The organism is Kribbella sp. NPDC023972, from assembly GCF_040639075.1.
Lineage (GTDB): Bacteria > Actinomycetota > Actinomycetes > Propionibacteriales > Kribbellaceae > Kribbella.
Genome location: NZ_JBEZZH010000001.1, coordinates 284,598 through 300,371, shown reverse-complemented (window position 1 = coordinate 300,371; position 15,774 = coordinate 284,598). Strand labels below are relative to the sequence as shown.

Below are 15,774 nucleotides of genomic sequence, written 5' to 3'. Positions count from 1 at the left end.
GACTCAGGCTCGCAATCGCAATCCCCGCGGCGTCGCGTGGAACCCTGCCTTCGCCAACGCGTCGCCGAACGCAGTATGTCGGACCTGCTCACCATCGGCTGTCTCGACACTGAGTTTGCCGAGCTGACCGTCCCTGATCGCCAGGGCAAGCGCATCGACAGCAGGCTGGAGCAGATCCGGGTCCTCGGTGAAACTGAGCACCGTCCGTCCGCCGCGCTCGACGTACACGATCAACTTGCCGTCGACCAGCATGACGAGCGCTCCCGCCTTCCGGCCGGGCCGGTGCCCACCAGCACTCTCGCGCTCGGGCCACGGCAACGCGGCGCCATACGGATTCGCCGGATCAGAAGCCGCGAGTACGACGGCCCGCGCCGCCGGCTCGTCATCACGCCGACCGCGCCCAGGCCCAGCACCACCGCCGGCACCACTGGGCCCAGCACCACCACTCGGCCCAGCACCGCTGACGCCGCCGAGCTCGGCCATCGCCCGCAGCCGATCAACCGCACCAGGCAACGCGAACTGTGCCGCCCCAAGCCCTGCCACGAAGTACCCGCGCCTGCACCGCCCCGACTCCTCGAAAGCGCTCAGCACCTTGTAGACCGCCGCGAATCCGCCCGGAGTCCGCTCGGTGATCACCGACCCCCGCGTGACGATCCCGTACCGGTCGAGCAGCGTTTCGGCGGCCGCATGCGCCCGCCGGGTCGCATCCGGATTACGGGCCGGAAGCAACGACCATCGCCCGCCGGCATTCGGTGGTCCGCTCCGGGCCGGCAGCGCAGGTCGCCCCGGTCGCAGCGGGCGACCCGGTCTTGCCCGTGGCGTCGTTCGGCGGGTTCGATGTGCGCCGCGACCCCCGCCAACGAGTGAGCGGACCGGCGCGAGCGTGTCGTTCGTCAGGTGACCCGCCCAGACGAGATCCCACAGCACACCGACCAGGGTCTCGTCGTCCACCACGCCGGCCGCGGCCCCGACCGCATCACTCAGCTGGCGGAAGAAGAACGCACCTCCGCCTGACAACGCGTCGAGGACGGCCTGATGTGTCTCACCGATCTCGAATGCCGGATCGGGGTCAGGCAAGGTCAGATCGCAGTTGTCCGCGAGGTGCAACGACACCCAGCCGTCCGTGCCTGGCAACGAACCCGAACCGGCCCACACGACCTCACCGGTCGCGGTCAACTCGTCCAGCATGGACGGCTGATACCCGGGCACGCGTGACGGCAGCACGATCGACTCCAACGCCGACGCCGGAACCGCACACCCGGCCAACTGCTCGACAGCACCCAGCAGTACGTCGTACCCACGGCCGCGGCTGCTGGTGATGCCCTGCCAGGCCGGGAGGAAGCGTGCGAGGGCAGACGGGTCGACGGGCTCGACCTCCTTGCGCAGTGCGGCCAGCGACCTGCGCCGCAGCAACCGGAGAACCTCGCTGTCGCACCACTCGAGCGCGATCCCGCCAGGCAGGAACTCGCCCTCGACGACCCGGCCGGCCGCATTCAACCGGCGCAGCGCATCGGTGACCACGGCCACGCCGATGCCCAGATGGGTTGCGAGATCGATGGCACGGAACGGGCCGTGCGTCCGTGCATACCGCGAGACGAGATCCCCGAGAGGATCCGCGACCGGCTCCGCGTGTGCCTCCGCGATCCCAGGAGGAAGCGGTACGCCGAGAGCGTCGCGAAGCCGAGCCACATCCTCGACGACGGCCCACCGGTGTTCGCCGGCGATCCGCACGCGCACCACCCGTCGGGCAGCCGCCAGCTCCGTCAGCCAGGACTCGGTGTCCACACCGTCCACACAGCGCTGGGACGCCTCGGACAGCGACAGCGGACCGACCATCCGCAGTACGTCGAACAATCCCTCGGCATTGCGAGCACGGCGATCTTCGGCCAGGCGTTGCAGCTCGGCCTCCGTCCGCAGCACGACCTCGGCGTCGAGGAGCTCGCGCAATTCCGTCCGCCCGAGCAGCTCGGCGAGCAGGCTCTGGTCGAGCGCGAGGGCAGCGGCACGTTTCTCCGCGAGCGGTGTGTCGCCCTCGTACATAAACGCGCCGATGTACCCGAAGAGCAGGGACTTCGCGAACGGGGAGGCCTCAGGCGTCTCGACCTCGACGACCGATACCCGTCGCTCACTGATCCCGGTGAGCAGATCCTTCAACGCGGGCAGGTCGTAGACGTCCTGCAGCACCTCACGCAAAGTCTCGAGCACGATCGGGAACGAGCCATACTTGCTGGCCACGCTGAGAAGCTGCGCGGATCGCTGCCGCTGTTGCCACAGTGGCGACCGCCGACCCGGATTCCGCCGCGGCAGCAGCAACGCGCGTGCCGCACACTCACGGAACCGTGCGGCGAACAGCGCCGATCCACCGACCTCCGCGGTGATCACGTCCTCGATCTCAGCTGGATCGAACAGCACCAGCTCGGCGCCCGGAGGCGGCTCGTCCGTCTCCGGCAACCGCAGCACGATGCCGTCGTCACCCGAGACCGACTGGGCATCCATCCCGTACCGCTCCCGCAGCCGCGCCGCGATCGCCAGTGCCCACGGTCCATGCACCTGACCGCCGTACGGCGAATGCACGCAGACCCGCCAGTCACCCAGCTCGTCGCGGAACCGCTCCACCACGACAGTAACGTCGTCCGGCACTCGGCTGGTGGCGTCCCGTTGCTCAGCCAGATACGACACCAGGTTGTTCGCCGCGTACTCGTCCAGTCCGGCCGCGCGGGCCCGCTCGACCGCCTTGGCCGCCGGCAGCGCAGCCATCTTCCGGACGAAGGCCCCGGTCGCCGCGCCCAGCTCAGCGGGCCGTCCCACCGCGTCGCCTTTCCAGAACGGCAACCGCCCTGGCTGACCGGGCGCGGGGGAGACCAGCACGCGGTCATGCGTGATGTCCTCGATCCGCCAGCTCGACGCACCGAGGGTGAAGACGTCGCCGACGCGCGACTCGTACACCATCTCCTCGTCCAGCTCACCGACGCGGTGGTTCGTCGACTCGCCGACCAGGAACACACCGAACAACCCGCGGTCGGGGATCGTGCCACCGCTCGTCACCGCGAGCCGCTGGGCGCCCGGCCGCCCGGAGATCTCTCCGCTCACCCGGTCGAACACGATCCGCGGCCGCAGCTCGGCGAACTCGTCCGACGGGTAGCGACCAGACAGCATGTCGAGCACACCGTCGTACGCCGAGCGTGGCAACGTCGCGAACGGCGCGCAGCGTCGTACCAGCGCGAAGAGCTCGTCGACGTCGACCGTGTCCAACGCGACGATCGACACGATCTGCTGAGCCAGTACGTCGAGCGGGTTGGCTGGGATGTGCAGGCTCTCGATCAGTCCGTCGCGCATCCGCTGCACGACGACGGCCGTGTCGATCAGATCGCCGCGGAACTTGGGGAACAAGACACCACGCGACACAGCGCCGACCTGGTGACCGGCGCGTCCGACCCGCTGTAGGCCGCTGGCGACCGACGGCGGTGCCTCCACCTGCACGACGAGGTCGACCGCCCCCATGTCGATACCGAGCTCGAGGCTGCTCGTCGCCACCACGCACGGCAGGCGCCCGGACTTCAGGTCCGCCTCGATCAGCAGCCGTTGCTCCTTGCTGACCGAACCGTGGTGCGCCCGCGCGATGAGCGGCGGCGCCGCGAGCGACGCGCCCGACTGCGCCATCAGCTGAGCCGGCGAACCGACGTCGGGCAGCTCCATCTCCGCCCGCTCGGCCGCGATCTCGTTCAGCCGGGCGGTGAGCCGCTCGGCCAGCCGGCGCGAGTTGGCAAAGACGATCGTCGACTGGTGCCGCGAGATGAGGTCGAAGACCTGCTCCTCGACGTGCGGCCAGATCGAGGCGTGTTGTGGTGGACCGGCGGCCGATCCGGAGGTCTCGACCTCGGTGCTCGCCAGCTCGGCCATGTCCTCGACCGGCACGACGACGCTCAGATCCCACTGTTTGGTGAACTTCGGCTGCACCACCGTCACCGGCCGCTCGCCACCGAGGAAACGCGCGACCTCCTCGACCGGCCGGACGGTCGCCGACAGGCCGATCCGCTGCGCAGGCTTCGGCAACAAGGAGTCCAGCCGCTCCAGCGTGAGCGCCAAGTGTGCGCCGCGCTTAGTCCCCGCGACCGCATGCACCTCGTCGACGATCACTGTGTCGACACCCCGCAACGCATCGCGTCCCTGCGAGGTCAGCAACAGGAAAAGCGACTCAGGGGTGGTGATCAGTACGTCGGACGGCCGGGTGGCGAACCGTCGTCGCTCACCGGCGGGCGTATCACCCGACCTCACCGCGACCTCGACGTCGATCGGCGCCTCACCGAGCCGTCGCGCCGTTTCGCGGATCCCGATCAGTGGTGCCCGCAGGTTGCGCTCGACGTCGACCGCCAGTGCCTTCAGCGGCGAGACGTACAGCACCCGGCAGCGCAGTTTCGGATCGTCAGGCGGTGAGGCCGTGGCCAGCCGGTCGAGCGCCCAGAGGAAGGCCGCCAGCGTCTTGCCCGAACCCGTTGGGGCGACCACCAGCGCATCCCGGCCCGCGGTGATGGCGTCCCACGCCTCGAGCTGGGCCGGGGTGGCCGACTCGAAGACGTCGCCGAACCACGCCCGGGTCGCGGGCGAGAACCGGCTCAACGCGCTGGTCTTCTTCACGTCGTCCATCTTGCCGGTTCCCTCGGACAGTTTTCACTTCCCGTCTCTGACCAGGCGTTTTCCCTCCGGTGAAGGCGTTGTCCGCGGCTTCTGGAATGATCGGCCGCATGATCAACCGCGTACGTGCAGCGGTCGTCGTCGTGGCCTGCCTGGTCGCCCTGACCGGGTGCGTGAAACTCGATGCCGACCTGAAGGTCAAGTCGAACGAGACCGTCTCGGGCAATATGCAGATCGGCGTGGACAAGCAGCTGCTGGAGTCCAGCGGTCAGTCGCTCGACAAGGTCCGCGAGCGGATCGAGGACGGGATCAAGGAGACCACCACCGACGGGGTCACCTGCAAGGCCTTCGACGACGAGCGGTACATCGGTTCCAACTGCACCTTCGAGAGCGTGCCGTTCAACAAGATGGGCAGCTCGAGCGGTGATGGGGTCGGCTTCCGCAAGGAGGGCGACAAGATCAAGGTCGCGGTCAAGGTGCCGAACCTCGGCAGCAACATGCCGTCCGGCAGCCAGCCCTCGGTGAACTTCAAGATCACCATGCCCGGCAAGATCATCGAGCACGACGACGGTGCCAAGGTCGACGGGCGTACGGCGACGTACGACAGCCTCGACAAGCTCGGCAATGTGTCACTGACCTCCGAGGCCGGCAGCAGCTTCCCGCTTTGGGCGATCATCCTCATCGTCGTCCTGCTGTTGCTGGCGGCCGGTGCGGTCGTTTTTTTTGTCCTGCGCAGCCGCAAGGCCAAGGCGCAGCAGGGCTACGGGCAGTACGGTCAGTACCCGGGTCAGCCACAGCAGGGCCAGTGGGGTCCGCAGTACGGCGGCCAGCCGGGTCAGTATCCCGGACAGCCTGGGTACGGCCAGCAGACCGGATACGCGCAGCCCGGCCCGGGCGGTCAGTACGGCGGACAGTCCGGTCAGCCAGGCCAGTACGGCGGCCAGCCCGGTCAGCCGGGCCAGTACGGCGGCCAACCCGGTCAGCCGGGCCAGTACGGCGGCCAGCCCGGTAAGCCGGGCCAGTACGGCGGACAGCCCGGGCAGTACGGCGGTCAGCCGGGGCAAGGTCAGCCTGGTCAGGGCGGTCAGGCGGGTCAGGCGCCGTACTCCGGTCAGCCTGGTCAGCCGCAGTACCCTGGACAGCCTCAGCCGCAGCAGGGCCAACCGGGGCAGGGTCAGTGGGGTCCGCAGGGGCAGCCGCCGCAGCAGGGTCAGGGCGGCTGGGGTCAACAGCCGGGCCAGCCGCAGCAGGGTGGCTGGGGCCCGCAGCAGCAGGGTCGTCCGACTCAGCAGGACCAGCCTGGTGGGCAGGACGGATCACAGGGTGGTTGGGGACAGCGACCGAGGGACGACGACGGGCAGGCATGAGACTGACGGAGTTCTGGGACCGGATGGAACGCCATCTGGGTCCCGCCTACGCACGCACCTGGGCCGAGACCCAGGTCGTCCAGGGGCTCGGCGGCCGGACGGTCGCCGAGGCCCTGGCGGACGGCGAGCACGCCAAGACGGTTTGGCGCGCCGTCTGGGCCCACCTGCAACTCCCGCCCAGCGAGCGCTGACCAACTAGCGCTGCTGACCCGGCTCAGGTTGTCGTCAACTCCGGTTCCGGCTCCTGGAGGTTGTCGACCGGTTCCGAGTCACGCTTCTGCGCCAGCTTGCTCGGCCACCACAAGTGCCGGCCGATGTCGAGGTTCAGTGCGGTCACCAGCACCGAGCGGACGACGATGGTGTCCAGCAGGACACCGAGCGCCACCGCGATGCCGATCTCCGCGAATGCCACCACCGGCATGGTCGCCAGCACCGCGAACGTCCCGGCCAGCACCAGCCCGGCCGAGGTGATCACGCCACCTGTCGCGGCCACGCCGATCAGCGCACCGCGCCGGGTACCGTACGTCTTCGACTCCTCATGCACGCGGGTCATCAGGAAGATGTTGTAGTCGATGCCCAAGGCAACCAAGAAGACGAACACGAACAGCGGCAGCGACACATCCGCACCGCCGAACCCGAGCACGACGTCGAACACCAGCGCGCTGATGCCCAGCGCAGCGCCGAAGGACAACACGACTGTTGCCACCAGCAACACCGGTGCGAACAACGAGCGCAGCAAGAGCGCGAGGATCAGCAGCACCACCGCCAGTACGACAGGGATGATCACCCTGTTGTCCTGGTCGGCCGCCCGCTGCGTGTCCAGCAGGATCGCGGCGCCGCCGCCGGCCCGCGCGTCGGCTCCGGGCACTGCGTGGACCGCCGTCCGGACTCGATCCACGGTGTCCTTCGCGGCCTGGGTGTCCGCCGCGTCCGTCATGGTCCCCTCGAGATAGGCCAGTCCACCGGATACGCGTGGCTCGGCCACTGCGGCGATACCTTGCGTCGAGGCGATCGCCGTACGGACCTCTGCTGCCTTGTCGGCGTTGCTCACCACGACCAGCGGGTTGCCCGCGCCGGCCGGGAAGTGGGCTGCCAGGATCTTCTCGCCGACCACGGATTCCGGCGTACCGATGAAGGACTCCTCGTTGCTGAGTCCGTTCGCGTCCAGCCGCAGCATGCCGAGTGCCGCGATGGCCAGTACGACGGTGGTGGTGATCCAGGTCAGGCGCGGTCGTACGGCGATCCTTCGCCCGATGCGACCCCACACGCTCGTTTCGGTGTGGTCGTCCGAGCCATAGGTCGGCCGCAACGGCCAGAACACCCAGCGACCGCAGATGACCAGCAATGCGGGCAGCAGAGTCAACATGGCGGCCAGTGCGATGACGATGCCGACTGCTGCGACCGGTCCGAGGCCACGGGTCGAGTTCATCGAGGCGAGCAGCAGGCAGAGCATGCCTGCGACCACAGTGGACCCGGACGCGATGATCGCCGGGCCGGACCGGTGCAGCGCGAACGCCATGGCCTCGTGCCTGTCCTCGTGTCTCCTGAGCTCCTCGCGATAGCGGGCCACCAGGAGCAGGGCATAGTCCGTCCCAGCGCCGAATACGAGCACTGTGAGGATGCCGGCGCTTTGCGCGTTGACCGTCAGGTCGGCCTCAGTCGCCAGGTAGTAGATGACCGCTTGAGCGGCGAACAGAGCTACCCCGGCGGAGAACAGCGGCAGCAACCAGAGCACAGGACTGCGGTACGTCAGCAAGAGGATGATGATCACCACGGCTGCGGCGGAGTACAGGAGCTTGCCGTCGATACCCGCAAACGCCTCCTGCGAGTCAGCCGCGAAGCCACCGGGTCCGGTCAGATGGAACGACATGCCATCCGGGCGATCGGCTGCCACGTGCCTGATGTCATCCGCTCGCTCGCCGAGTGTCTCCCAGCCGCCGGAACCGGCGTTGATCGGTACGAGCACTTGCAGCGCCTTGCCGTCTTTGGACGGGATCGGCCCGACCACCTCGCGGTCGACGTCCTCCAATTGCGAGAACTGCGTCACGTGTCGTGCCACCGCTTGCTGGTCAGCAGGGGTGATCCCGGCCGATCGCTCGTACACCAACACGGCAGGGATTTCGTCGGCGGAGGAGAACTGCTCGGTCGCCTTCAGTACCTCGGTGGACTCGGCCTTGCCCGGCAGCCAGGACACCGCATCGTTCTCCTGAGCACCAGTCAGCTTGCCTGCTGGACCGAACGACGCCGCCATGGCGACGATCCACAGCGCCAGCACGATCCACTTTGACACCTTGCCGCACGGCAACGCCGCCAGCCGACCTGCTCCACCCACCGCGACCACGCCCCCTGGAGGGACGCCCGCCCGTACGTCGGACTGTCCACGACGCACCCCCCGGTCCAGCCTGACGGGCCGCACCGGACAGGGTCAACGATCCCTCTGTAGTAGTGCGCTCACGCTGCGTCTCGCTGCCCGGTCGGTCAGGGCGTCCAGCCGGTGCGGGCTGCCCACTCTTCCGCGGGAAGATAGATGAGGTCGCAGACCGGGTCCTTCAGGTCGGCATAGTCCCCGACCGATTCGATCGGCAGTGCCGCCGCCCGGCGCTTGAACTCGCCGTACGCCGCAGCAGTCTCGGGGTGGGTGCGCAAGTAGTCGCGGAACAGCAACGCATAGCGCTGGTTGGCCCGCCCGGCGACGCGGATGTGCAGGTTCACCCGCCGTCGGTACATCGGCTCCACCACCAGGCGCTTGACCCATTGCAGGTCGTCGGCGGGCAGGCCAGGCACCGGATGATCCCGCCTGGGTGGGCGGAGCTCCCAGTCGGCCGCGGTCATCCGCTCCACCACGTCATCCAGCTCCGGTTCCGTCTCGACGGTGACCTGCATGTCGAGGACGTCCTTCGCGGCCAGCCCAGGCACGGACGTCGACCCGATGTGGTCGATCCGCTGCGCCGTCTCCCCGAGCAGGTCGCTCACCACCCGTGCGGTCTTCTCGTACTGCGCCGGCCAACTCTCGTCCGCCCTCACGATGACGATCCCAGTCATGCGGAGATCATCCCAGCCCTGCCCGGTGCTCAGACAGGTTTCACCCGGAAGGCGCTGCTGGTGAGGAGCTCCGCGGCCGCGTATGCCGCTTTACGGATGCCCTTGCGCTCGTCGAAGAAGCCGCCGACCACTCCGATGGCGGGGAGCTTGCCGATGAACCTGGCACCCAGACTCCCGCGTGGGCGTTCCTCGAAGACCTGCCAAGCCCACCGAACAGCTTGCTGATCCGCCAGACCAGCCGGACCCCCTTGCGCAGTCCTGCCTCGTCCGACTCGTCGCCGAGTCCCAGTTGCTTGGCGATGTCCTCGCCGGCCGCGGTGGGGTCGTCGTACTTGAGTACGTCGTCCGGCGTGATCGGCCGGTCCGTGAGCACGCGTGCGATGACCGCCGTACGGTCGGCATGGGCCTCGACGCCGTACTCGCGGCAGACCGCGCCGATGACCATGGCCTGGACGGCCGCACCGAGGGTGTCCTTGATGGGCAGCCGGTCGGCGGCGGCACCGCTGATGCGGGGGAGACCCGCGACGACGGCGGCGAACCCGCCGAGCCGCTCGACCCACCAGTCACAGCGCTCCGCCAGCGGCAGTGACGGCCACTCGGCGTGGCCGGGCACCTTCATCTTCAGCAGCCGGTCGATCGCCAGGATCAGGCCTTTCTCGGCCAGATTGGGTTGCTCCTGGGCGGAGTAGTCGCTGAGGATGCTGCGGATGCCGAACGGGTCCTGGGTACGGAGCGCGTCGAGTACGGAATCGATCCCGAACTCGACCCGGCTGAGCGCGAGGACGACGGCTGAGTCGGGGACGTCTGGACGGTCTGCCACGCCGCAAGCGTAGGGAGTCGACGGGCCAGGATGGTTGTCAGGGCAACCTCGGCGTGTCAGGTTGTGATTCGAACACGTGTTCGGGATAGTTTGGACTCCAGAAGGTGCGCCGGAGGGTCGAGTTGTCCACAGCTTTCAGGTGGCGACGAAAACTGTCCGAGGTAACCCGTACCTTCTCTGGCGACAAGGATTTCCTCTGGGCGGCTGGGATGGCGGCCCCGATAAGCAGATGGGTCAGGTGGCAGTCACATGGCTGGTGCAGCGAGTGCGGAGCGCGCGGCGGCGGATCGCGAGAAGGCGCTGGCGACCGCGCTGACGCAGATCGAGCGGCAGTGCGGCAAGGGATCGGTGATGCGCCTGGGCGAGCAGGGCAAGGCGCCGATCGAGGTCATTCCGACCGGCTCGATCTCGCTCGACATCGCGCTCGGGATCGGTGGTCTGCCCCGCGGCCGGGTGGTGGAGATCTACGGCCCTGAGTCCTCGGGTAAGACGACGGTCGCGCTGCACGCGGTCGCGAACGCTCAGCGGGCCGGCGGTATCGCAGCCTTCATCGACGCCGAGCACGCGCTCGACCCGGACTACGCGCGGAAGCTGGGCGTCGACACCGACGCGCTGCTGGTCTCGCAGCCCGACTCCGGTGAGCAGGCGCTGGAGATCGCCGACATGCTGGTCCGCTCCGGCGCGATCGACATCGTCGTGATCGACTCGGTGGCCGCGCTGGTGCCGCGGGCCGAGATCGAGGGCGAGATGGGCGACAGCCACGTCGGCCTGCAGGCCCGGCTGATGAGCCAGGCGCTGCGCAAGATGACCGGAGCGGTCAGCGGGACCGGCACCACGGCGATCTTCATCAACCAGTTGCGCGAGAAGATCGGTGTCATGTTCGGCTCACCGGAGACGACGACCGGTGGTAAGGCGCTGAAGTTCTACGCCTCGGTCCGGCTGGACGTGCGCCGGATCGAGTCGCTCAAGGACGGCAGCGACGTGGTCGGCAACCGGACCCGGGTGAAGGTCGTGAAGAACAAGGTTGCCCCGCCGTTCAAGCAGGCCGAGTTCGACATCATCTACGGCCAGGGCATCAGCCGTGAGGGCAGCCTGCTGGACCTCGGCGTGGAGCAGGGCTTCGTCCGCAAGGCCGGCGCCTGGTTCACCTACGAGAGCGACCAGCTCGGCCAGGGCCGGGAGAACGCGCGGAACTTCCTGCGCGACAACCCCGATCTGGCCAACGAGCTGGAGAAGAAGATCAAGGAGAAGATGGGCATCGGTCCGACGCTGGACCAGCCGGCCGACGAGGCCGCCACGGCCGAGGTCGATGTCGACTTCTGATCGACCCCCCGCGGGCGGCAGCGATCCTCGGCACTCCGTCGAAGACGCTGCCCCCGCGGCACTGTCATTACCCCATGACGACCGACTGGCCCTGGCCCGAGCCCTCCTGGCCCAGGGCCCAGGTGCGACCCCCTCACCCACCGACGGCTCCGTGCGCAGCCCGCGTCGGCGACAGAGCGGCGCAGGCGCCTCCGCCGATCCACAAGCGGTGGAGGACGACGCCGTACCCGGCGCCCCTTACTCAAGGCCCCGCCACACCGCCGGCAGCGTCAGGCGCAGTGCGAGCAACGACGACCTTTGGGCAGAGGACGTCACCTCTGACGAGCCCTCCGAGTCGGGCCGCCCCAGCCGTCGTGTCGGCAGAATCCGGCAAACTCCAGGCACCACGGATCCCTGGGACGAACCCGAAGACAACGTCTCGGCCGAGTCGGGTCGTGCCAGGCGCCGTACGGGCGGTATCCGTCGAACTGCGGGGTCTGCGGATCCTTGGGCAGAAGCCACGGCCGAGGACTCCACCGAGTCTGGCCGCACTGGTCGCCGTACCGGCGCAGCCGGACGAGCTTCCGGGTCTGCGGATCCTTGGGGCGACGTCGCGGCCGACGCTTCCACCGATTCGGGACGTGCTGGTCGCCGTGCCGCCGGCGTCCGACGAGCCGCGAGTTCTGAGGATCAGTTGGCGGCCGCGAGGGCCTTTGCGGCTGACGAGGGGCCGACCTCAGAGGTGACCGGGGGCCGCGGGGCGCACTCGAAGTCCGTCGATCCGTGGGCGGACCCGGACGACGAAGCGGCCGACCATACGCAGTACCAACCACGGCGTCCCAAAGCGAACCCAGACGCTGGCACGGACACAAGCGACCAACCAGCTCGGCCTGCTGTGGGCGCGACTGGCCAGTCGGCTCGCGCTGGCGTGGACGTGGCCGGTCCAGCTGGGCCTGCTGTGGGCGCGACTGACCAGTCAGCTCGCGCTGCCGCGGACGCGGCCGATCCAGCTCGGCCTGCCGCGGACGCGGCCGATCCAGCTCGGCCTGCTGTGGGCGCGACCGAGCAGCCGGCCCGCGTGGACGCGGCCGGTCCAGCTCGGCCTGCAATGGACGGGACCGACCAGTCGGCTCGCGCTGGCGTGGACGCGACCCATTCAGCCGGCCCTGCAGCGGTCGGGGGAGGGCGGTCGGCACACCTGGCTGATTCGGATGCTGACGGTGCGCGGGGCAGCGGGGCTGATGCCGGGGGTGCGGCGGTTGGGGCGGATCAGCTTCCGGAGGCTGGCCACTGGGGCGGACCTGCGGCTGACGCCGAGGCTGAGGCGCGAGTTGGGGGTGGGGTGGGCGCAGACATAAAGCCTGCGCGCGGAGGCAGGACTTCGGCTGGAGACAGCATTTCGGCTGAGGGTAGGCGTCACGCTGACGCCGGAGTTGGGAAAGAGACTCGGGAGCTGGCACCAGGCCGGGGCGGCAGTGAGCTGCGCGAACCTGACGAAGATGATGCGGCTCGCGGCGGCCAGTTCGGAGGTCAGGGCGGGGTTGCGGGTGGGAGTCGGCGTGCAGGGGTGCCGCGGCGGCAGTTCGGGGGGTCGCGGCGGGGGAGGCGGCGTACGGCGGAGGGGCCGGACGGGCCGGCGGATCCCGCGGTCGATGGCGTGGCGGATCCGCATTCGGTGGCTCGGACGATCTTGCTGGACAAGCTGACGGGTCAGCCGCGTACGCGCGCCGAACTGGCTGGGTTGCTTGCTGAACGGGAGATCCCGGACGACGTGGCCGACGAGGTGCTCGATCGGTTTACCGAGGTTGGGTTGATCGATGACGCCGCGTTCGCGAATGCGTGGGTCGAGTCTCGACACCGTGGGCGCGGTCTTGGCAAGCGGGCGCTGGCCCAGGAGCTCCGCCGCCGCGGAGTGGACGACCAACTGGCCCGCGACGCGCTCGATGAGCTGGATCCGGAGCAGGAGGAGGAGACCGCTCGCGCTCTGGTACGCCGAAAGCTCAAGTCCATGCGCTCCCTGGATCGCGAAGTCGCCATGCGCCGGCTCCTCGGCATGCTCGCCCGCAAGGGGTACCCCGGCGGCCTGGCCATGACCGTGGTCAAACAAGAACTCTCCGCCTCGCACGAAGAACTTCCCCTTCTGGACCCCTCCGGCCTCGAACCCGACTGAACCCCTCGCAAGCGAGCCCACTCCTTCTCGGCGCGAAGTCCGACCACATCAGGTGGAGTCCGGCGAGTTCCTGAGAGTTTGAGTGTGTGGCCTTGTCGGTGCGAGTCCGGCTGATTCGTCCGGTGGAGTTCGGCAGGCTTGGGTGGGTGCGGTGACTTCCTGAGGTTTGTCTGCTCGGCCGTAAGTGTCGCTGGTTCCTGCGGTGTGGGTCGGGTCCGGGTTGAATGGGGTGTGTTGCTGGGGTGGTGCGGGTGGTGGGTTGTCGGATGTGAGTCCCTGGTTCCGCGTTGTTGGGTCTGGTTGGGCTGGTTGCTCCTGAGAGCAGGAGCGGGAGCGACTTCTTCGGGGCTGTTGACCAGCGGGTGAGGCGGCTCAGGAACCCACAGTTGGCTGGTTGGATGCCGCCTGCAGTCGTGGCGCGAGACCGCTGCCGGGAGAGGACGGCCGGGCGGACAGGACCCGGACGGCGGACGGTACGGCGGTTGGGGTCGTGGGATCGCGGATGCGCCGGTCATGGTGTTCGACGGCTGCTGCTCGCCGGCTGGTTCGGGCCACCAACGTTTGAAGGTGATGGTGTCAATGTGCTGACTCTCGGGGGAGTTTGGTGCGTTGAACACGCTGGCACTTGGGCATCCCCAGGCGGCGTCGTCGCGTCGGCGTGCCAAGGTGTTTGTTGCTCGGCCGGGGGATGGCTGTCGAGTAGCGTGACCGTCGTGGCGACGTTCGATGATGTGGAGCGGTTGGTCGCGAGGTTGCCGGAGACGGTGGAGACGACGCGGTATGGCAACCGGACGTGGGCGGTCGCTGGTAAGGCGTACGCGTGGGAACGCCCGTTCAGTAAGGCGGATCTGCGGCGCTTCGGAGCTGAAACCCCGCCGGATGGGCAGATCCTGGCGGTCCGGGTGGAGGATCTTGCCGAGAAGGAAGCGGTGCTCGCGGCACGGGAGACGGATGGATTCTTCACGATCCCGCACTTCGACAACTATGCCGCCGTACTCATCGAGCTCGACAAGGTCTCGGAGCCCGTCCTGCGGGAAGCGCTTCTCGACGGCTGGCTCATCTTTGCGCCGAAAGAGCTGGCGAAGGCGCACCTCGACGGCGAGTAGGTCCCGCGCGTTCGCCGTTGCGAGCCGGTGACGGGACACCTCGACGGCTCATGTTTGGGCCGGCAACTGGCGCAGGCGCACCTGGACGGCGAGTAGGTCCCGCGGCTCCCCGCTGTCGAGCCGGTACAGGTTGGCCCGTCTTTGGGCCGGTACGGCTGGCGAAGGCGCAGCTCGACTGCGAGTAGCTTGGCGACTTCACGGCTGTGAGTCGGCGAAGGAATTGCACCGCGACTAGGCCCTTGGCCTGACGCTGTCGAGCCGGTGTAGGGGATCTCGACGGCGGGCGTGGTCAGGAGATCGTCGGTGTTCGTTCAGTGGGGTTTGTTAGGTGGTGGCGTTGAGGAGGCGGTGGGCGAAGGCGCGGCAGGCGGTGGTGAAGGGGGCGCCTGGGGTGAAGTGGAAGTCGGCGTCCAGGAATGCGAGGTTGAGGATCAGCCACTGCCAGGTGTCGAGGGCGACTGTGACGCTGGTGTGGTCGTCGTCGACCGGCTGAATCTCGGCGTCCTGGTATTTCAGAGCATCGATGACGGCAGCGATCGGTGCGTCGATGATCAGGGTGACCTCCTGCTTGGACTTGTTGAGTCCCTGGCGGAGATAGGCGGTCGCGGACTCGGCGGGCAGTGGGCGTGGGGCGAAGTAAGTGTTGGTACGGCGCTCGTCGCTAATGCGGTCGAGACGGAACACCCGCCAGTCGTCGCGGTCGAGATCCCAGGCGAGCAGATACCAGCGCAGCAGGTGGTGGATCTGCCGATACGGCTCGACCCGGCGGATCGCCTGCCGGCCGCGGGCGCTCATGTACGAGAAGGTGATCAGTTCCTGGTGAGCGATGGCCTCCGCGATGAGGGCGAGTTGATCCGCGGTGACCTTGGGCGCGGGCTGTGGACTGGTCTCGAGGCTGGAGCGGACGGAGACCACCTGGCCGCGAAGGCGGGCGGGCAGGAACTGGTCGACCTTGCCATAGGCACGCAACGCCGCGTCATCGATGCCACCTTCAGTCGAAGGGTCGGCGGGGCCGACCGCGGCAAGTGAGGCCAGGGCGAGGAGCGTCGCCACAGCTTCGTCGTCATCCAGGACGAGTGGTGGCAACGTGCGCCCCGCGGCGAGGCGGTAGTAACCGCCTGGACCGGGTTGAGTCTCGACGGGGTAGCCGTACCCGCGCAGCCGATCCACGTCCCTCCGCAGCGTCCGCGGACTGACGTTCAAACGCCGGGTCAGTTCGTCCCCGCTGAACGACCGCCCAGTCTGCAAGGTCGACAGCAGAGCCAGCATGCGTGCGGTGACGTCCGCCATGTCGCCATGATGCCAGCAAATGCGGCCAGAATCCGGCCACATCTG

Annotated in this window: 10 protein-coding genes; 5 read left to right on the top strand and 5 right to left on the bottom strand. The window is 68.5% G+C overall.

What is annotated here, in order from left to right; translation table 11 throughout:
* Positions 1-3: 3 nt before the first annotated feature.
* Entirely contained in the window at positions 4-4,644 is a 4,641-nt protein-coding gene (locus tag AB0F43_RS01345) for an ATP-dependent helicase (protein WP_360468977.1), read from the bottom strand.
* Between the two features lie 98 nt (positions 4,645-4,742).
* Here AB0F43_RS01345 and AB0F43_RS01340 point away from each other — a divergent pair, with 98 nt between their 5' ends.
* Together AB0F43_RS01340 and AB0F43_RS01335 are read left to right on the top strand one after the other, a co-directional pair.
* Positions 4,743-5,999, top strand: a complete 1,257-nt coding sequence (locus AB0F43_RS01340; RefSeq protein ID WP_360468974.1) for a hypothetical protein — start codon at positions 4,743-4,745, stop codon at positions 5,997-5,999.
* Complete coding sequence (locus AB0F43_RS01335; RefSeq protein ID WP_360468971.1) at positions 5,996-6,190, top strand: DUF3046 domain-containing protein; 195 nt, start codon at positions 5,996-5,998, stop codon at positions 6,188-6,190. Before AB0F43_RS01340 ends, AB0F43_RS01335 begins: the two co-directional genes overlap by 4 nt.
* A gap of 23 nt (positions 6,191-6,213) precedes the next feature.
* On the opposite strand, the gene AB0F43_RS01330 is transcribed toward AB0F43_RS01335, so the two are convergent.
* From AB0F43_RS01330 to AB0F43_RS01320, 3 genes are all read right to left on the bottom strand, one after another.
* Entirely contained in the window at positions 6,214-8,331 is a 2,118-nt protein-coding gene (locus AB0F43_RS01330) for an MMPL family transporter (protein WP_360468970.1), read from the bottom strand.
* A gap of 146 nt (positions 8,332-8,477) precedes the next feature.
* On the bottom strand, positions 8,478-9,041 hold the full coding sequence (locus AB0F43_RS01325; protein WP_360468968.1) for a GrpB family protein: 564 nt from the start codon (positions 9,039-9,041) through the stop codon (positions 8,478-8,480).
* 40 nt (positions 9,042-9,081) lie between these two features.
* Positions 9,082-9,861, bottom strand: coding sequence for a hypothetical protein (locus AB0F43_RS01320; protein ID WP_360468966.1), 780 nt, complete (start codon positions 9,859-9,861; stop codon positions 9,082-9,084).
* 249 nt (positions 9,862-10,110) lie between these two features.
* Here AB0F43_RS01320 and recA point away from each other — a divergent pair, with 249 nt between their 5' ends.
* The 3 genes from recA to AB0F43_RS01305 all read left to right on the top strand — a co-directional run bounded on the left by recA (position 10,111) and on the right by AB0F43_RS01305 (position 14,439).
* A complete protein-coding gene (gene recA, locus AB0F43_RS01315; protein ID WP_360468963.1) occupies positions 10,111-11,184 on the top strand; it encodes a recombinase RecA in 1,074 nt (357 codons plus the stop codon).
* Positions 11,185-12,853: 1,669 nt separating this feature from the next.
* A complete protein-coding gene (locus AB0F43_RS01310; protein ID WP_360468961.1) occupies positions 12,854-13,333 on the top strand; it encodes a regulatory protein RecX in 480 nt (159 codons plus the stop codon).
* A gap of 713 nt (positions 13,334-14,046) precedes the next feature.
* Positions 14,047-14,439, top strand: coding sequence for a hypothetical protein (locus tag AB0F43_RS01305; RefSeq protein ID WP_360468959.1), 393 nt, complete (start codon positions 14,047-14,049; stop codon positions 14,437-14,439).
* A 324-nt stretch (positions 14,440-14,763) separates the two neighbouring features.
* Here AB0F43_RS01305 and AB0F43_RS01300 read toward each other — a convergent pair whose 3' ends face one another.
* The gene (locus AB0F43_RS01300; RefSeq protein WP_360468956.1) at positions 14,764-15,729 is read right to left on the bottom strand and encodes a WYL domain-containing protein; all 966 of its coding nucleotides are present in this window, start codon (positions 15,727-15,729) and stop codon (positions 14,764-14,766) included.
* Positions 15,730-15,774 lie beyond the last annotated feature (45 nt).

Excerpts from the sequence above, each read along its gene's own strand:
- AB0F43_RS01335 (WP_360468971.1), top strand. The coding sequence starts at position 5,996 with ATGAGACTGACGGAGTTCTGGGACCGGATGGAACGCCATCTGGGTCCC.
- AB0F43_RS01300 (WP_360468956.1), bottom strand. The coding sequence starts at position 15,729 with ATGGCGGACGTCACCGCACGCATGCTGGCTCTGCTGTCGACCTTGCAG.
- recA (WP_360468963.1), top strand. The coding sequence starts at position 10,111 with ATGGCTGGTGCAGCGAGTGCGGAGCGCGCGGCGGCGGATCGCGAGAAG.
- AB0F43_RS01340 (WP_360468974.1), top strand. The coding sequence starts at position 4,743 with ATGATCAACCGCGTACGTGCAGCGGTCGTCGTCGTGGCCTGCCTGGTC.
- AB0F43_RS01345 (WP_360468977.1), bottom strand. The coding sequence starts at position 4,644 with ATGGACGACGTGAAGAAGACCAGCGCGTTGAGCCGGTTCTCGCCCGCG.
- AB0F43_RS01325 (WP_360468968.1), bottom strand. The coding sequence starts at position 9,041 with ATGACTGGGATCGTCATCGTGAGGGCGGACGAGAGTTGGCCGGCGCAG.